The sequence below is a fragment of the Deinococcus indicus genome, assembly GCF_002198095.1.
GTDB classification, from domain to species: domain Bacteria; phylum Deinococcota; class Deinococci; order Deinococcales; family Deinococcaceae; genus Deinococcus; species Deinococcus caeni.
In genome coordinates, this window is the sequence record NZ_NHMK01000011.1 from 25,108 (window position 1) to 41,796 (window position 16,689).

Consider the following 16,689-nt stretch of genomic DNA (forward strand, 5'->3'; position numbering starts at 1 on the left):
TGTAGGCGGCGTCCAGGCCCGGCGGGACGTACAGTGCGGAGCGTGAAGCGTCTGCCCCGGCTCACCCTGACCCTCCTGCTCGCGGGTGCCCTCGCGCTGCCCGGCGCCGGGGCGACACTGGTGCCGTCGCCGCAGCCCGCCCCGGTGACCCGGACCGTTCAGGCCGCCGCGAAGTTGCTCACGCCGGACGAGGTGATCGTCCTGATGAACGCCGGGCGCCTGACCGACGCCGAAACGGCCGCCCGCGCCGCGTCGGCCGCGCACCCGGAATCCGCGCGGTCCCTGCTGCTGCTGGCCCGCATTCAGGCGCGGCAGGGAAGACTCCCGGAGGCCCGCGCCACCCTGAGCCGCGCCCAGACGCTGCCGCAGTGGGACGAGCAGGAACTCGGCGTGCCCTTCGAGTCGCCCGGCGACATAGAACAGGTCATGCTGAGCGACCCGGCCGCCGCCCGCGGACTGCTGGCCGACGTGCTGCTGGCCGAGGGAGACGACCCCAAGGCGTACTACCTGCTCGCCATGACCGAGGCCCTCGCACGGCAGTGGGACGCTTCACGCGCCGCGCTGGCACAGGCACGCGCCCTGTCGCCCGACCTGCGGTTCGCGGAACCGGAGTCGCTGGCCTCACTGGAACGGGCGTTGCAGCAGCAGCGACCGCCCGAGCTGGACGGCCCGGCGCTGGCCCTGTCGCCGTGGCGGTTCTGGTGGGTCGGTCTGCTGATATTCCTCGTGTGGTTCGTGTGGTGGGCCGTCCGGGCAGGCCAGAAGATGGCGGCCGAGGAGGCTGCCAGCCGCGCCGCCCGCATCGAGAAGGCCACCCTGACGGCCGCCAATCTGGACCGGCAGGTGCAGCAGGAACTCGCTGCGGCCCGCCGCGACACCCCGCAGGAGCAGCGCCGCGCCACCCGACTGGAGGGGCTGGCCGCGCAGGTGATCGAATGGCGGGAAAAAGCCCTGGCCGACCGCATCAGCGCCGCCCTGATGGAAGCCACGTACCGCCGCCTGCACGCCGCCGCGCAGAGTGACGACGCCCACGCCGCGTACACCGCCGAGGAAGCCGAGAAGGCCGCGAAAGAACAGGCCCGGCGGCAGGCAGAAGCGGAACGCCGCGCCCAGGAGAAGAACGCCGGCGGTCCGTCCAGCCTGCGCAAGAGTGAACGCAGCAGCTGGAGCAGCGGCCACAGCAGCTCCCGCCGCGATAACTCCGGGGGCAGCAAGTGGTGACGGGCAGGCGCACCGGGCAAGGCAGAGCGGTCAGCTCCCGCAGGAACTGACCGCCGCTGCAGACGGGACGCTTAGGCCGCGCCGACCTTCTTGGCGATGATGCCCTCGATGTACTTCACGACGCTCTTCAGGGGCACGCGGCCCAGCACGTCCTCCAGGAACGCCGTGACCAGCATCTTTTCGGCGACCTCGCGGGCAATGCCGCGCGAACGCAGGAAGAACAGCGCCTCCTGATCCACCGGGCTGGTGGTGCTGCCGTGGCTGCAACGCACGTCGTTGGCGTTGATTTCCAGCTGCGGCACGCTGAAGTTCCGCGCGTCGCTGCTCAGCATCAGGGTGCGGTGCTTCTGGTACGCGTCGGTCTTCTGGGCGCCCAGGTCCACCTTGATCATGCCGCTGAACACGCCGACAGAAGCATCGTTGTTCACGCCCTTGTACAGCAGGTCGCTGTACGCGTTCGGCGCGGCGTGATGCTGCAGGGTGTAGTGATCGAAGTGCTGATCCTTGTTCGCGAAGTACAGGGCCAGCATCTCGCTGTTCGAGCCCTGACCGCGCAGGTAGGACTGCATCTCGGTGCGGCTCAGGGTGCCGCCCATCGTGACGACCAGCGAGTTCAGGGTCGCGTCACGGGCCACGTCGCCACGCTGCCGCTGGATGTGCGTGACACCCTCGCCCCAGTTCTGGATGCTGACGTACCGGACGCGCGCGGCGTCCTTCACGACCAGTTCCACCGCGCCGATCGCGTACGTGCCGGGCAGCGCCTCGCTGTCCTGCTCGTCAATGAACGTGACCTGCGCGTTCTCCTCGGCCACGACCAGCGTGCGGGTCGCGGTGTACGTCCCGGCGTCGCTCATCACGCGGAACGAACCCAGGGGCAGTTCGACCTCCACGCCGCGCGGCACGTAAACGAACGCACCGTTCGTCCAAAGGGCCGCCGCCAGCGCACTGAACTTCCCTTCGCTGGGATCCGGACTCTTGCTGGGCGTCGTGCCAGGCGCGGCGATCGTCGTGTCGTCCGGCACCTCGGCCGGAACCACGGAGTACAGGTACTGCTGCACCTTGTCGGCGTGCTGCTCAACGGCCGTCTTCAGGTCGGTGAAAATCACGCCCTTGGCGGTCAGTTCGGCCGGGAGTTCCGTGCGGTACACCACGTCCGGGCCGTCCAGTACGAGGAACGCGCCCACGTCCGTGCCAGTCAGGCGGTCCTGCACGCTTCTTGGCAGCGCGGACACGTCCGTCACCACGTCGCGCTTGCCGTGGGGGCGCAGCGCATCGAAATCGACGTCCACGCGCGTGTACTTCCAGGCCTCCACAGACTCCTGCGGCACTTCCAGCGTCGTGAACAGCTCCAGGCTTTCCCTGCGCTTCGCAGTCAGCCACTCCGGCCCCTGCACCTGCGCGAGTTGATCATTGAATTTGGTCATGTGTACTCCTTGATGGTGTGGAACCCTGTGCCAGCGTTGTTCAGGCTGGTGCGCCGCGCGCAACGTTCCCCGGTATTGATGGTTACGCTGGCGTGCTCGGCGTCCATGTACGGTTCCTGGCGGCTGCGGGCCCGTTCGCAGTTCAGGTCAGGGCGTTGCAGTTGAATGCGGGCATCCCTGGCCGAGCCGAATGCCCGGCACTGCGTGATCGGTGTTTCCAGCGTCTGGGCATGAGCAAAAGCGGCGGCGCAGGCCTGAACCGCTCGGCGCGAGTCCTCCCCGGCCCGGAGGACGAAATACACGTCCCGGCTCATCAGGAATCCTCCACGCCGGACCTCGGGTGTCGCGACGACCTCATGCCCCAGCCGGAAACCCCAGGTGCGCCAGCCTCGCACGTCCCTATCCCAGATGAACCCGTAGAGGGCAGCAGCTGCCAGGACAGCCGCCACAAGCAGACCCGTCGCCATTCGCGCTGCTGCCCGCAAGGCGTCAGCCGACCGAGCCTTCCATTTCCAGTTCGATCAGGCGGTTCAGTTCCACGGCGTACTCCAGCGGGAGTTCTTTCGCGATGGGTTCGATGAAGCCGCGCACGATCAGTCCGGCCGCCTCGTCTTCAGACAGGCCGCGGCTCTGGAGGTACAGGATCTGGTCGTCGTTGATCTTGGACACGGTCGCTTCGTGGCCGACGCGGGCGTCCTTCTCTTCGATCTCGATGTAGGGGTAGGTGTCGGTGCGGGCTTCCTCGTCCAGCAGCAGGGCGTCGCATTCCACGTTCGTCTGGCTGCCCTTGGCGCCCTCGTAGATCTTGACGAGGCCGCGGTAGGAGCTGCGGCCTGAGTCCTTGCTGATGCTCTTGCTGACGATGGTGCCGCTGGTGTGCGGCGCGAAGTGCACGATCTTCGCTCCGGCGTCCTGGTGCTGGCCGCGACCGGCCATGGCGATGCTCAGCACTTCACCGCGCGCGCCTTCTTCGAGGAGGTAGCAGGCGGGGTACTTCATGGTGACCTTGCTGCCCAGGTTCCCGTCCACCCATTCCATGACGCCGTTGCCGTACACGGCGGCGCGCTGGGTCACGAGGTTGTAGACGTTGTGGCTCCAGTTCTGGATGGTGCTGTAGCGGAAGCGGGCGCCTTCCTTGACGACGATCTCGATCACGCCGGAGTGGAAGGAGTCGCTGGAGTACGCGGGCGCGGTGCAGCCCTCGATGTAGTGAGCCTGCGCGCCCTCGTCGATGATGATCAGGGTCCGCTCGAACTGGCCGCTGCTCTCGGCGTTGATGCGGAAGTACGTCTGGAGGGGGATGTCCACCTTGACGCCCTTGGGCACGTACACGAACGAGCCGCCCGACCACACGGCGGAGTTGATGGCCGCGAACTTGTTGTCCTCGGGGGGCACGATGGTGGCGAAGTGCTCGCGGAACAGCTCCGGGTACTCCTTCAGGCCGTCCTCGATGCTCAGGAACACCACGCCCAGCTTCTCCCACTCCTCTTTGAGGTTGTGGTACACCATCTCCGATTCGTACTGGGCGCCCACGCCGGCCAGCGCGGCGCGCTCGGCTTCGGGGATGCCCAGACGCTCGAAGGTCTGCTTCACGTCGTCCGGCACGTCGTCCCAGGAGCGGGCGTTCGCGCCTTCAGGCTTGATGTAGTAGTAGATCTCGTCGAGGTCCAGCCCCGACAGGTCCGCGCCCCAGGTGGGCATGGGCTTGGAGTAGAAGATGTCCAGCGCCTTGAGGCGGAAGTCCAGCATCCACTGGGGTTCGTCCTTGGCTTTGCTGATCATCTCGACCACGTCGCGGCGCAGGCCCTTGGGGGCCTTCACGGCGTAGCGTTCGGGGTTGCTCCACCCGTACTCGTACTCTTTGTTGATCTCGTTGACTTCGGGATTAATGGTCATGGGGGTGCTCCTTCAGGGGGCAGATGGCAGGTGGTCGAAGGCTGAGGGCGCGGGCGCGGCTTGAGCTGCTGCTGAAGCGCTTCTGGCCCTCAGCCGTCTGCCTTCAGCCTTCTGCGGCGTTACGCCGTGGCGAGTTCCTTGACCCAGTCGTAGCCTTCGGTGTCCATCTTCTTGGCGAGTTCGGGGCCGCCGGTCTGCACGACCTTGCCGTCGAGGATGATGTGGACCTTGTCGGGGACGATGTAGTCCAGCAGGCGCTGGTAGTGGGTGATGATCAGGCCGCCGAGGCCAGGGCCACGCATGGAGTTCACGCCCTTGGACACGATCTTCAGGGCGTCGACGTCGAGGCCGCTGTCGGTTTCGTCCATGATGATGTAGTTGGGTTCCAGCATCAGCATCTGGAGGATCTCGTTGCGCTTCTTCTCGCCGCCGGAGAAGCCGGCGTTCAGGTAGCGTTCGACGATGCTCTCGTCCCATTCCAGGGTCTTCAGGGCGCTCTGGAGTTTGCCGTAGAACTCGGTGAAGCTCACCTCTTCGCCTTCGGCCTTGCGGGCCTGCATGGCGAGGCGCAGGAAGTTGGCGATGGTGACGCCGGGGATCTCGACGGGGTACTGGAAGGCCAGGAAGACGCCGAGGCGGGCGCGTTCGTCGGGTTCCATCTCCAGGATGTTCTGGCCGTCCACGAGGACTTCGCCCTGCGTGACGGTGTATTCGGGGTCGCCCACGATGACCTTGGCGAGGGTGCTCTTGCCGTTGCCGTTCGGTCCCATGATGGCGTGCAGTTCGCCCCTGGGGACGATCAGGTTGATGCCCTTGAGGATTTCGGTGTCGCCGACGGTGGCGTGCAGGTTACGGATTTCGAGCTGGTGGGTCATGCGGGCTCCTTCGGGAATCAGGGGGGTTTTTGTTAGGAATGATTCCTACTTACCGGTCTATTTTACCCGGACTGCCCCTTAAAGTCGAGTGATTCACTGCGGATTCTGAGGGCAGAGCGGGGCGCGCAGGGCGGACGGCAGCGCCGGGAACAGGGCCGGATGGGGGGTAGAAGCGGGGGGAAGACTGCGCCTCCAGCTTCCCGACCCTGCCCGCCTCCCGCACCCCACTCCTCATGAGGCCCGCGCACGCCCTTTTCACGCTTGCCACGCGCGTGCGTGCTACCCGTGGGGGACATGAACGTCATTGACCTCCTCCGCGCCGCCGGTCCCATGTTGTGGGTGCTGCTGGCCCTGTCCGTGTACGTCGTGTACCTGAGTGCCGCGCGCGCCCAGGCCCTCTCCCGGCTGGGAGCGGACGCCCGCGCCCTGACCGAACGCGCCCGCGCCGTCACCGCCGAGAGCGGCCCGGCCGCCGCGCTGGCCGAGGTGGACCGCGCCGCGCACCCCAGCCCGGCCGCGCAGGTCCTGCGGGCCGGACTGGCCCGCGCCGACCGGGGCCCGGAGGCCGCGCAGTCCGCCATGCAGTCCGCGCTGCTGGCCGAGGACGCCCGCCTGTACGCCGGACTGGGCGCGCTCGGCACCGCCGCGCAGGTCGGCCCGCTGCTGGGCCTGCTGGGCACCGTGATCGGCATGGTCCGGTCATTCCTGGTATTCAGCCAGACGACCAACCCAACGCCCGCGCAGCTGGGCACCGGGATCAGCGAGGCGCTGATCAACACGGCGGCCGGGCTGGTCGTGGCAATCATCGCGTACGTGTGCCGCAACGCCCTGCGCCTGAAAGCCGACCGGCTGGCCCTGCAGGCCGAGCAGGTACGCGAGGACCTGCCGGGCTGGCTGACCCGCCCCGTCACCGCCGCCCGCCCGGCCGTGGCGGCGCCCGTGCCGGAAGTCGCGCTGAACTTCGGCGCGGCGCGGTGAGGGCCGCCCCCATGAGGTCCGTCACCGCGAGGTCCGCGTGAGCGCCGCCCGCCGCCGCTTCCGGGAGGACGGGGACGCCGTGACCTTCGATTTCGCGCCGATGGTGGACATCGTGCTGCTGCTGCTGATCTTCTTCTTCCTGACCAGCAACCTGGGCGCCCGGCAGAACGCCCTGCCGCTGGACCTGCCGCGCGCCAGCAGCACCGTGCAGGAAACCCCGGACCTGCCCATCGTGAGCGTCACCCGAGCCGGGAAGGTGTTCCTGAACGGGCAGGAAACCACCCTGACCCGCCTGCGCGGCCAGCTGGAACCGCTGGCGAAAGCGTCGGGCGGACTGGTGGGCCTGCGCGCCGACGAACGCGGCAACTACGGAACGGTCGTGCGCGTCATGGACGAGATCAAGAAGGCCGGCGGCTCCCGCCTGGCGCTCGGCACGCAGCCCGGCGGCGCGGCGGGGGAGAGCGGCCCGTGACCACCGCGCCGCGCCCAGGCCCCACCGGCGGAGGTCCCGCCGGCGGCCCCGGCCCGTCACCGGAACGGCGTGAGCAACTGCGGGCGGCCGTGGTCGCCGCAGCCGTTCACGCGGCCCTGCTGACCGGCCTGCTGCTGCTGCGCCCGCAACCGCTGCCGGACGCGGGAACGCCCGACCTGAGCCGCGCCCCCATGGAGGTCGTGACCCTGGCGCCGCTGCGGCCCACCCCGGCGCCCGCTCCGCAGGCCCCCACGAGCACGCAGGCCCCCGCCGCCCGGACGCCGCCCGCCCCACCCACTGCCCAGCCAACTGCCCAACCGACTGAACAACCGACGACGGAGTCGCCCCCGGCCAGTCCGACACCCGCCGAATCGACACCCGCCGAATCGACCCCGGCCGAACCCACCCCTGCGGCCCCGGCGTCCGCTCCGGCCGCGCCGGCGGTCGGAGCGGCGACGGACGCTCCGGCTCCGACTGCCGATTCCGGCGCGGCCACCCCGGCTCCCGCTCCGGATGCGGTCGGGGTGAGTGCTGCGCCGGCCGAACCGGGGGCCGCCGAGGTCGCGCCAGTTGCACCGGCACCCCTCGAGCCAGCACCCCCTGAGCCAGCACCCCCTGAGCCGGCGCCCGTCGAACCGGCCACGGCTGATCCAGTCCCGGCCGACCCGGTGGCGGTCACGCCTGAGCGCGTCGCGCCGGGCGAGGACACGCCGGCCGCCGAGCCCGCGCGGACCGCCTCCCCGGACGCCGACCCGGTGCCGGCCGCGTCCGCACGGTCCGAGGGGACCGCTCCGGTCGAGGCGGTCCCGGCCCGCTCCCGCCCGCAGGACACCGGGTCGCTGGCGGCCCTGCCCCGCCGCGAGGACGCCACCCCCGACCGCGCCGCCAGCAGCGCCGTTCCCGACGCGCCGCGCGCCGCGGCGGGCCCCCCCACCGCCTCGTCGGACCCGCAGACCGTCCCGGCCATCCCCGCCCGCCCACAGTCCCGCCCCGCCCCCACCGGCACGCCCGCCGAGACGGCCCCGCGCGCCACGCTGCCGGAAGCCTCACCGGCTGCATCGGCCTCTCCGGCCGCGCCCAGCCGGACACAGGCCAGTGGCCCGGCCCCGGTGGGCGACGCAGGGGGCAGCGAACCGCAGGCGTCCGCCCGGCCGGCCGCCACCCCCGCTCCGGCCCCGGCGGCCCCGGCGTCGCAGGCTGCCCGCCCCACCCCCACGCCGGACGCGGCGGGGACCACCCCACCCGCAGGGGGCGCGGCGGCGCGCACTCCCGCCCCGGCCTCCGGGCAGGACAGCCCGCCGGAGGCCAGCGCGGCCCCCCGCACGCCGAGCGGCGCCGCAGGTGAAAGCCCTGCGGGTGGCGGGTCAGCCCCCGTTCCGGCGCAGGGGAGCCGGGGGGCGTCCGGCGCGGGCAGCGGCGACGCTCCCGGCCCGGCCCCCGCGGCTTCCCGCAGCGGTCCCGGCGGAACCGGCGCGGCGGACTCGCCCGCCCCGGCTGCCGGAACGGCCGCGCGCGCGGGTGGGGGCGCGGCCAGCGAGACGCGGCCCCTGACCTGCACGGTCGCGGTGGACGTGCGCGGCCTGGGCAACTTCCAGCGGGACATGACCAGCGTCGTGTACGCCGAGGGGGGCACGCAACTCTGGCCGGACGCCGCGCTCATCAAGGGCGTCAGCAGCAGCCTCGTGCAGGAAGGCAACCTGCACACCTACGTGACCAGCGAGGCCGAACTGTCCGCCTTCAAGAACGTCACGCGCGTCCAGGCGACCCGCATTCAACCCAACCGGTTCGCGCCCACCTCGAAGGTGTTCACGGACGTGACGCTCTCCGCCGGCGCCGCCGCGCAGTTCCGGTCGGCCGGGCAGGCCTGCCGCGTCGTGTACCTCAAATCCTGAATCCGGTCAGAGGGGCGTCACGTTCACCTGCCCTCATACCCGGCACGCATCCCCTGTCCCACGTCCTCCCGGAGGTCCCCATGAACGTCCCCACCCCCATCCGCCTGTCCCTGACCCTGAGCCTCGCCGCGCTGCTCGCCGCGCCCGCGCACGCCTGGGTTCCCAAACTGGAAGACACCACCGCCCGGAACGTCATCGACGGCGCGTACGGCCGCCGCGATCCGGTCCCCACGTACCTGATCACCAGCCTGAAGGTCAGGGACGGTCAGTTCGAGGCCGGGGCGGGCGCCGTCACCGCCTTCGACGGCGGCCCCGCCTGCGTCACCGACTGGCTGGCCGCCCCGCAGGACTATGCGAAGGGCAGCCGCCCCGTCACCCTGACCGCCAGCGGACAGGCCGACCAGCTGTTCTTCCAGGCGCAGGACGCCCGCGACAACTTCAGGAACCTCAGCGTCAAGGACGCCCTGACCGACGAGTACGCCAGCAAACGCCTCCCGGACGGACAGCTCCGCATCGACCTCGCCGTGCAGGGCCTCCCGAGCGAGAAGGCCCGCGCCGCGTACCTCGTGCGACTGAAGGGCGCGGACGGCAAACTCGTCGCCCCCGTGAAAAGCACCTACGTGAACGACTTCAAGCAGGAGGCCGGCACCTGGAGCGGCACCCTGGTGTACTACTTCGAACCCCTGAAGGCCGGGCTGGGGGCCAGCGACACCGTCAGCCTGCTGCTGCGGACCGAGGCGGACACGAACTGCGCGTACGCCATCCCCGTGAACCTCGGCCAGTTCAACTGACGCGGACTCCGATTGAATAGCGTATAAAGCCGTTCAATCCGGGCGGGGGGAGTGGGTGGTGGCCTGGGCGGCCGGTCCACTCCCCACTGCCTGTCGGTTACTGCTCCTGGCCTGCCTTGTCCTCCAGCAGTCGGCGCACGGTGTCGATGGCGTCCGGGTTTTCCAGGCTGCTCAGGTCGCCGCCCGCCTGCCCGGTGATCAGCAGGTCCCGCAGGACGCGGCGCATGATCTTGCCGCTGCGGGTGCGGGGCACGGTGGGCGTGACGATCACGCGGGCCGGACGGGCGATGGCGCCCACGCCGCGCACGACGGCGTCGGCCAGTTCGCGCCGCAGGTCCGGGCTGCCCTGCGCGTCGCCGCGCGGCACCACGAAGGCCACTGGCACGGCGCCCTTCACGTCGTCGGGCATGGCGACCACGGCCGCCTCGGACACGGCCGGGTGCGTGATCAGCGCCGCTTCCATCTCCATGGTGCCGATGCGGTGCCCGGCGACGTTCATCACGTCGTCCAGGCGGCCCGTCACCCACAGTTGCCCGTCGTGGTCGAGCAGGGCGGCGTCGCTCGCGGCGTACGCGCCCGGATGGTCGCTGAGGTACGTGGCGCGGTAGCGGTCGTGGTCGCCCCACACGGTCCGCGCGAGGCACGGGAAGGGTTCGGTCAGGGTCAGGGCGCCCAGTTCGCCCGGCGCGGCCTCTTGGCCGTCGTCCCGCACGATCCGGGCGCGGTAGCCGGGTAGCGGGTGCCCGCACGCGCCGGGCCGGGTGGGGGTCAGGCCCACCATGCTGCCGGCCCAGGCGGTGCCCGTCTCGGTCTGCCCGTACGTGTTGTTGATGAACACGTTCCCGCCGCCCAGCGTGTCGTGCGCCCAGTGCCACGTTTCCGGGTCCAGCGGTTCCCCGACCAGCCCGATGAGTTGCAGCCGGCTCAGGTCGTGGCCGCGCAGGGTGTCGTCGCCGGCGCGGCGCAGCATCCGCAGCGCGGTGGGCGCCGTGAACACCTTCGTGACGCCGTGGGCGGCGATCAGTTCATACGGCCGGGCGGGCGTGGGCGTGTCGATGCTGCCCTCGTAGATCACGTGCGTCGCCCCGTGCGCCAGTCCGCCCACGAGCGCGAAGATCGGGAAGGTCAGCCAGCCCACGTCGGCGGTGCACCAGTATGTGTCCTGCCCGCCCAGGTTGAGGGTCCACTTGACGTTCGCGTACGCGCCGGTCAGGAAGCCCAGCCCGGCGTGAACCAGTCCCTTGGGTTTGCTGGTCGTGCCGCTCGTGTAGATGATGAACCCCGGCTCGTTCGCCTCCAGCATCACCGGGTCGGCGCGGCGGGTGGTGGCGTCCAGCAGGGCCTGGAAGTCCAGTTCCCCGGCCCGGAGCGGGTGACCGGCGTTCACGCGCCGCGCCACGATCACCTGCGTGGGCGGCAGATCGGTCAGGGCCTCGTCCAGCGTGGCCTTCAGCGGCACGACCCGCCCGCGCCGCAGCGTGGCGTCCGTGCAGATCACGACTTTCGGGCGGGCGTCCTCCAGGCGGTCGCGCACGGCGGCGGCACTGAAGCCCGCGAAGATCACCGAGTAGATCGCCCCGATGCGGTAACAGGCGTGAATGGCGATGAACGCCTCGGGCACGTTGCCCAGGTAGACGGCCACGCGGTCCCCGCGTTCCACGCCCAGGTCCTGCAGGGCGGCGGCGAAGCGGGCGGTGGCGTCGGTCAGTTGCCCGTACGTCCAGGTTTCCCGCAGGCCGTCCTCGCGTTCGTAGCGCAGCGCCACACGCTCTGGCGGGTGCCGGTCCAGGCAGTTCACGCTGACGTTCCCGGTCGCGCCGGGAAAGTACCGGAAGTCCCCCAGCGTGCCCTCCAGGGCGGCGGTGGGAGGCGTGTCCCAGGTCAGTTCCTGCGCGACGTGCAGCCAGTACGACTGCGGGTCCAGGTCACGCAGGCGCCGCGCCTCGGCGGGCGGGACGGGCGGGCAGGCGCTCAGGGCGGCGGTGGGCGACACGAGCGGAACAGACAGCAGGGCAGCGTCCATGAAACAACCTCCGAAAGGGGGAGAGGAAAGGATGTCGGGTTGTGTGGACCTCCAGGGTAGCGCCGCCGCATGAGCGCCGCCTCCCTGTTCCCCGGACAGGAACGCCGGTGTGGTGTGGACCACCGCGCCGCGCCGTTCCCGACCGCCCCGCATCCCGGCTGCCGGGTCCGCCCGCTGCTCTACACTGCGGGGCGTGCCCGCCTTTCCCCTTCTGGCCGTGGATATCGGCAACACCAGCACCGTCATCGGACTCGCGGACGAGCGTCTGGACCTGACGCACACCTGGCGGATCCGCACGAACCGCGAGCATCTGCCCGACGACCTCGCCATGCGCCTGCACAGCCTGCTGGCCCTGACCGGCGCGCCCACGCCGCGCGCCGCCGTCCTGAGCAGCGTCGCGCCGCCGCTGGGCCAGAACTACGTGCTGGCGCTGCGCCGCCACTTCGCCGTGGAGGCCTTCGAGGTCAGCGCCACGAACCTGCCGGACGTTCAGGTGGAACTCGACGTGCCGGACGCCGTGGGCGCCGACCGTCTGTGCAACCTGTTCGGCGCCGAGCGCTACCTGAACACCCACGAGTACGCGGTGGTCGTGGACTTCGGGACGAGCACGAACTTCGACGTGATCGGCCGGGGCCGCCGCTTCCTGGGCGGCGTGCTCGCCACGGGCGCGCAGGTCAGCGCCGACGCGCTGTTCAGCCGCGCCGCGAAACTGCCGCGCATCACGTTGCAGGCCCCGCAGAGCGCCATCGGGACGAACACCACGCACGCCCTGCAGTCGGGACTGGTGTTCGGGTACGCCGAGATGGTGGACGGCCTGCTGCGCCGCATCCGCGCGGAACTGCCGGGACCGGCGGTCGCCATCGCCACCGGAGGGTTCTCGCGAACCATCGAGGGCATCTGCCGCGAGATCGACCACTACGACGAGACCCTGACCCTGCGCGGCCTCGTGGAACTCTGGGCCAGCCGCTGAACGCCGCGTGACAGAGACCGCCGGAGGTATGACGCTTCCGGCGGCCTTCCGTGTTCTGTCAGCCCCAGGGGTTCAGGACGACCTTCACGCAGCCGTCGTGCTTGTCGCGGAAGGTCTTGTACAGGTCCGGCGCCTCGTCCAGGGTGGCGCGGTGGGTGATCACGAAACTCGGGTCGATCTCGCCCGCCTCGATGCGGGACAGCAGCGGCGCGACGTGCCGGTGCGTGTGCGTCTGGCCCATGCGGAAGGTCAGGCCCTTGGCGAACGCCGCGCCCATCGGGACCTTGTCGATCAGGCCGCCGTACACGCCGGGCAGGCTGACCGTGCCGCCCTTCGCGCAGCTCAGCAGCGCCCAGCGCAGCGCCGTGATCCGGTCGAAACTCAGCCGCAGCCGCTGCTTGGCCGTGTCGGCCAGCGCGCCGGGACCGTGCCCGTGCGCTTCCATGCCCACTGCGTCGATCACGTGGTCCGGGCCGCGCCCGCCGGTCGCCTCACGTAGCGCCACCAGCACGTCGTCCTGCTCGTAGTTGATGGTCTGGCACCCGGCGGCGGCCGCCATCGCCAGCCGCTCGGGCACCCGGTCGATCACGATCACGTGCGCGGCGCCCAGCAGCTGCGCGCTGCGGGCCGCGAACTGCCCGACCGGACCGGCGCCGAACACCGCGACCACGTCGCGGCCCGGCACGATGCCGCACTGCTCGGCCGCCTGGTACCCGGTGGGGAAGATGTCGGTCAGGAACAGCACCTGCTCGTCGCGCAGGTCCGATTCGATGCGGTGCGGCCCGACGTCCGCGAACGGCACCCGCACGTACTGGGCCTGCCCGCCCGCGTACCCGCCGTACATGTGCGAGTACCCGAACAGCCCGCCGCCACTGACCCCGCCGTACAGCGCCTCGGCCATGCGGTGGTTGGGGTTCGAGTTGTCGCAGGCGCTGAACAGGCCCCGGCGGCAGGGGTCGCAGGCGCCGCAGGCGATGTTGAACGGCACCACCACGCGGTCGCCGACTTTCAGTTTCTTCACGTCCCGCCCGATCTCGACGACCTCGCCCATGAACTCGTGGCCCAGGATGTCGCCGCGCTCCATGCTGGGAATCACGCCGTCGAGCAGGTGCAGGTCCGAGCCGCAGATCGCGGTCGAGGTGACGCGCACGATGGCGTCGGTGGGCAGCAGCAGCGTGGGGTCGGGGACCGTCTCCACGCCCACGCGGTTCGTGCCCTGCCAGACGATGGCCTTCATGCCTGACCGCCCGTCGCGGCGCGGCCACTGCTCTGGCCCTGCGTGGTGGGCGAGAAGCCCAGCTCCTGCTCGCGCTTGAAGCGCATCAGGTCGTCCCGCAACTGCTGGGCGGGTTCCTCGCCGGTCAGTCGCGCCACGACGGCGCCCGCCGTGCCGGCCGGTGGGCGGTACGCGAGGCGCACGATGACCTCGGTGCCCCGGTCGCCCGGCGCCGTGCGGAACAGCACCTCGCCGTGATTCTCGACCGCCGCGCCCGGCAGGGACTGCCACGCCAGCCGCTGGCCCGGTTCGTCCGCCGTCAGTTCCGCCTCCCAGCTGACCGTGCCGGCCGGGGCTTTCACGGTCCAGCGCGAGCGGCGTCCGTCCAGCACCTCGACGGTCTGAAGGTGGGTCATCAGGTCCGGCAGGCGTTCCAGGTCCCGCCAGCGGGCGTACAGCGCCCCGGCGGGCTTTCCGACCGTCACGGCGTCACTCACCAGGACCTCGCCCTGCGCGTTCTGCCGGATCTTCAGCGCGGTCGCCAGCGGATTGCGGCCCGTGGCAGCCAGCGCGGTCAGGCCTGCCCCGACGCCGCCCAGCACGATCTTCTGCAACGGCCGGGCGCTGCGCAGGCCCGCGCCGATCAGGGCGACGCCCACGCTTCCCACCACCGAGCGTTCCAGGGGCGGCATGTGGGCGCCGGTACTGGCCTCCCCGGCCGCCTGCGGCTCGGCGGTGCGGTCTGGGGTGGCCGGCCCGTCGGGTGTCTGGCTGTCCGGGCTGGCGTGGTCGTGGTTCGGGCCGTCCGGGTTCGGGCTGTCTGGGTTCATGGTGACCTCCGGCAGAGGAGAGAGAACGGAAGAGAAGGACGCAGAGGCGGACGTCTGCCCAGGGGTCACGGCGCAGCCGGTCCGGTCCGGCCAGTCAAGCCCGCGGGGCGGTGGTCCTTTGCGTCCGCGCGCACTGTGTGACCCTCAGGTGAAGGCTCAGGTTTCCCGGTCACCCGGCTGGCGCCCATGCGCCCGGCGCTGGTTGAACGCCCCCTCGGCGGCGCGTTTCATGGGATTCCCCTGAGTGAGTGGGCTCTCGGCGTCCCGGCCGGTCACGGCCCGGTCCGAGCCGGCCGGTCCCGGCAGCAGCCGCGCCGCGAGGGCCATCAGGGACGCCGTCAGTTCCGGCGCGGCCCCCTGCGCGGCCCGCATCACCGCTGCGGGACCGCCGACCATGGTTTCCGCCCGCCCGGCCTCCAGGGCGTTCAGGATCCGCCGGGCCGCCTCCGCCGCGTCCAGCGACAGCACGGGCAGCGCGGCCAGCGTGGCGATCAGCGCGTACTCGCGCCGCACCTGCCCCTTCACCGGGGCGTTCAGGGGACTGCCGGTGCGCATCAGGCCCGGCAGGACCGTGCTGACCACGATGCCCTCGCGCGCCAGTTCGGCCCGCAGCGACTGCCCCAGCCCCGCCGACGCGAACTTGCTGACCGAGTACGGCCCCAGGTGCGCAATCGCCACCCGCCCCCCCACCGACGACACGATCAGCACCCGCCCGCCCCCGCGCAGGTGAGGCCGGGCCGCGCGGACCATCCGCAGCGGCCCCAGCGTGTTCACCTCCAGCGCGTCGCGGTAATCCTGCTCGGTGGTGTTCGCCTCCGGCCCGATCTGGATGATGCCGGCGTTGTTCACCAGCACGTCCAGCCGCCCGTGGGCGCGCACGGCCTCCTGTACGGCCCGCGCGGCGTCGTCGTCGCGGCGCACGTCGCCGGTCACGGTCTGCACGCGCGGCCCGGCGTTCAGGCGTTCCTGCGCCCGGCGCAGGTCGTCGGCGGTGCGGGCCATCAGCGTGACGTTCGCCCCGCGTGACAGGCACTCCTGCGCCAGCGCCAGCCCCAGCCCGCGCGAACCGCCGGTGATCAGCACGCTCCGGCCCGTCAGGTCGTACCGGCTGGCCGGAGAGCGGAGGGCGCGTCGGGCGGCCAGGGCAGCGGCGGCCGTCAGGAGCAGGCGGGTCGGGAGTCGCATGGCTGCCATTGTGTGCCTCCCCGGTCCCGGCGCGGCCCTGCGTGAACAGCCTGTCAACGCCGCCTCTCATTCGGCTGGCAGGCACCCGGCGGTGCCGGAGTGCGTCCGACCCCACGACTCCTGCCGCTCCTGCCGCGCGCCCCTGACCACCCTGACTGCACGCTCTCACTGCACGCGCGTATACCAGTCCGGCCGGATCGGATGACCCGGCACCCGCACGCAGCGCGGAAATAAACGGTCCTCTCAGACGGACGCCCGGCCGCCCAGGCACGACCCTGGCCGTGCCACACGGCCTTCCCGGCCCCCGAGCGGCCCCTGCCCGCATGAGGGCGCCTGGGCCAAGCCGCAAGGGTCACCGCGATCCTCTCAAAGTCGTGCCACACGGCGCCCGCATCATCGGTGCCAGGAGGAACCACCATGACCAAGACCAAGATGATGACCGCCCTGACCGCCCTCGCCCTGACCGCCGGTGCCGCCTCGGCCTCGGCGCAGACCAGCAGCACCGGCAGCGTCGGCGTGAACCTCGGTGCCGGACTGGGCACGGTCCTCTCAGGACAGACGCAGGGAAGCGACGGTGCGGGCAGCGCCAGCCTGCTCGGCGCGGTCGACAGCGCCCTGAACGTCGGCGTGAACGCCAGCGGCAGCACCACCACCACCGACCGTGAAGGCCGGGAATCGGCCAGCGAGGGCAGCCTGAACGTGGGCCTGTCCGGCGCCCTGAGCGGACTGCTGGGCGCCGGCGTCAGCGGGAACGACAGCGCTGGCAGCGCCAGCCTGCTCGGCGGCCTCACCAGCGCCCTGAACCTCGGCGTGAACGCCAGCGGCAGCACCGAGCGTCCCTGAGGACAGACGGCAGCGGGCGCTGACACCAGTGCGCCCACATAGACACAGCGCGTAGCAGGGCACAGGGATGAAC

At 71.3% G+C, this 16,689-nt stretch carries 15 protein-coding genes; 7 read left to right on the top strand and 8 right to left on the bottom strand.

Translation table 11 applies throughout. The features are described from left to right. The first annotated feature begins 42 nt into the window (after window positions 1-42). Entirely contained in the window at window positions 43-1,221 is a 1,179-nt protein-coding gene (locus tag CBQ26_RS08260; RefSeq protein WP_088248178.1) for a tetratricopeptide repeat protein, read from the top strand. Between the two features lie 71 nt (window positions 1,222-1,292). On the opposite strand, the gene sufD is transcribed toward CBQ26_RS08260, so the two are convergent. From sufD to sufC, 4 genes are all read right to left on the bottom strand, one after another. Then, window positions 1,293-2,645, bottom strand: coding sequence for a Fe-S cluster assembly protein SufD (sufD, locus tag CBQ26_RS08265; RefSeq protein WP_088248179.1), 1,353 nt, complete (start codon window positions 2,643-2,645; stop codon window positions 1,293-1,295). Next, complete coding sequence (locus CBQ26_RS08270) at window positions 2,642-2,959, bottom strand: hypothetical protein (protein WP_143342024.1); 318 nt, start codon at window positions 2,957-2,959, stop codon at window positions 2,642-2,644. The genes sufD and CBQ26_RS08270 overlap by 4 nt, the downstream gene beginning before the upstream one ends. A gap of 175 nt (window positions 2,960-3,134) precedes the next feature. Next, window positions 3,135-4,541, bottom strand: a complete 1,407-nt coding sequence (gene sufB, locus CBQ26_RS08275) for a Fe-S cluster assembly protein SufB (RefSeq protein ID WP_088248181.1) — start codon at window positions 4,539-4,541, stop codon at window positions 3,135-3,137. Window positions 4,542-4,660: 119 nt separating this feature from the next. Further along, entirely contained in the window at window positions 4,661-5,416 is a 756-nt protein-coding gene (gene sufC, locus CBQ26_RS08280) for a Fe-S cluster assembly ATPase SufC (RefSeq protein WP_055363595.1), read from the bottom strand. A gap of 294 nt (window positions 5,417-5,710) precedes the next feature. Between sufC and CBQ26_RS08285 the strand changes: the two genes are divergently transcribed. The 4 genes from CBQ26_RS08285 (at window position 5,711) to CBQ26_RS08300 (ending at window position 9,549) form a co-directional block, all read left to right on the top strand. Further along, window positions 5,711-6,394, top strand: a complete 684-nt coding sequence (locus tag CBQ26_RS08285) for a MotA/TolQ/ExbB proton channel family protein (protein ID WP_088248182.1) — start codon at window positions 5,711-5,713, stop codon at window positions 6,392-6,394. A 37-nt stretch (window positions 6,395-6,431) separates the two neighbouring features. Next, window positions 6,432-6,866, top strand: a complete 435-nt coding sequence (locus tag CBQ26_RS08290) for an ExbD/TolR family protein (protein WP_088248183.1) — start codon at window positions 6,432-6,434, stop codon at window positions 6,864-6,866. After that, a complete protein-coding gene (locus tag CBQ26_RS21280; RefSeq protein WP_143342026.1) occupies window positions 6,863-8,758 on the top strand; it encodes a hypothetical protein in 1,896 nt (631 codons plus the stop codon). Before CBQ26_RS08290 ends, CBQ26_RS21280 begins: the two co-directional genes overlap by 4 nt. Before the next feature lie 80 nt (window positions 8,759-8,838). Further along, the gene (locus tag CBQ26_RS08300; protein ID WP_088248185.1) at window positions 8,839-9,549 is read left to right on the top strand and encodes a hypothetical protein; all 711 of its coding nucleotides are present in this window, start codon (window positions 8,839-8,841) and stop codon (window positions 9,547-9,549) included. Window positions 9,550-9,646: 97 nt separating this feature from the next. On the opposite strand, the gene CBQ26_RS08305 is transcribed toward CBQ26_RS08300, so the two are convergent. Continuing rightward, on the bottom strand, window positions 9,647-11,572 hold the full coding sequence (locus tag CBQ26_RS08305; protein ID WP_088248186.1) for an acetate--CoA ligase: 1,926 nt from the start codon (window positions 11,570-11,572) through the stop codon (window positions 9,647-9,649). A 193-nt stretch (window positions 11,573-11,765) separates the two neighbouring features. Here CBQ26_RS08305 and CBQ26_RS08310 point away from each other — a divergent pair, with 193 nt between their 5' ends. After that, on the top strand, window positions 11,766-12,542 hold the full coding sequence (locus CBQ26_RS08310) for a type III pantothenate kinase (protein WP_088248187.1): 777 nt from the start codon (window positions 11,766-11,768) through the stop codon (window positions 12,540-12,542). Window positions 12,543-12,600: 58 nt separating this feature from the next. Here CBQ26_RS08310 and CBQ26_RS08315 read toward each other — a convergent pair whose 3' ends face one another. The 3 genes from CBQ26_RS08315 to CBQ26_RS08325 form a co-directional block, all read right to left on the bottom strand. Further along, a complete protein-coding gene (locus tag CBQ26_RS08315; RefSeq protein WP_088248188.1) occupies window positions 12,601-13,779 on the bottom strand; it encodes a zinc-dependent alcohol dehydrogenase in 1,179 nt (392 codons plus the stop codon). Continuing rightward, window positions 13,776-14,588, bottom strand: a complete 813-nt coding sequence (locus CBQ26_RS08320; protein WP_229844083.1) for an SRPBCC family protein — start codon at window positions 14,586-14,588, stop codon at window positions 13,776-13,778. The genes CBQ26_RS08315 and CBQ26_RS08320 overlap by 4 nt, the downstream gene beginning before the upstream one ends. Window positions 14,589-14,744: 156 nt before the next feature. Next, complete coding sequence (locus CBQ26_RS08325) at window positions 14,745-15,773, bottom strand: SDR family NAD(P)-dependent oxidoreductase (RefSeq protein ID WP_088248189.1); 1,029 nt, start codon at window positions 15,771-15,773, stop codon at window positions 14,745-14,747. 417 nt (window positions 15,774-16,190) lie between these two features. On the opposite strand from CBQ26_RS08325, the gene CBQ26_RS08330 reads away from it, so the two are divergent. After that, on the top strand, window positions 16,191-16,616 hold the full coding sequence (locus tag CBQ26_RS08330; protein WP_088248190.1) for a hypothetical protein: 426 nt from the start codon (window positions 16,191-16,193) through the stop codon (window positions 16,614-16,616). Window positions 16,617-16,689 lie beyond the last annotated feature (73 nt).

Excerpts from the sequence above, each read along its gene's own strand:
- CBQ26_RS08270 (WP_143342024.1), bottom strand. The coding sequence starts at position 2,959 with ATGAGCCGGGACGTGTATTTCGTCCTCCGGGCCGGGGAGGACTCGCGC.
- CBQ26_RS08330 (WP_088248190.1), top strand. The coding sequence starts at position 16,191 with ATGACCAAGACCAAGATGATGACCGCCCTGACCGCCCTCGCCCTGACC.
- CBQ26_RS08285 (WP_088248182.1), top strand. The coding sequence starts at position 5,711 with ATGAACGTCATTGACCTCCTCCGCGCCGCCGGTCCCATGTTGTGGGTG.
- CBQ26_RS08315 (WP_088248188.1), bottom strand. The coding sequence starts at position 13,779 with ATGAAGGCCATCGTCTGGCAGGGCACGAACCGCGTGGGCGTGGAGACG.
- sufB (WP_088248181.1), bottom strand. The coding sequence starts at position 4,541 with ATGACCATTAATCCCGAAGTCAACGAGATCAACAAAGAGTACGAGTAC.
- sufC (WP_055363595.1), bottom strand. The coding sequence starts at position 5,416 with ATGACCCACCAGCTCGAAATCCGTAACCTGCACGCCACCGTCGGCGAC.
- sufD (WP_088248179.1), bottom strand. The coding sequence starts at position 2,645 with ATGACCAAATTCAATGATCAACTCGCGCAGGTGCAGGGGCCGGAGTGG.
- CBQ26_RS08320 (WP_229844083.1), bottom strand. The coding sequence starts at position 14,588 with ATGAACCCAGACAGCCCGAACCCGGACGGCCCGAACCACGACCACGCC.
- CBQ26_RS08300 (WP_088248185.1), top strand. The coding sequence starts at position 8,839 with ATGAACGTCCCCACCCCCATCCGCCTGTCCCTGACCCTGAGCCTCGCC.
- CBQ26_RS08305 (WP_088248186.1), bottom strand. The coding sequence starts at position 11,572 with ATGGACGCTGCCCTGCTGTCTGTTCCGCTCGTGTCGCCCACCGCCGCC.
- CBQ26_RS08325 (WP_088248189.1), bottom strand. The coding sequence starts at position 15,773 with ATGCGACTCCCGACCCGCCTGCTCCTGACGGCCGCCGCTGCCCTGGCC.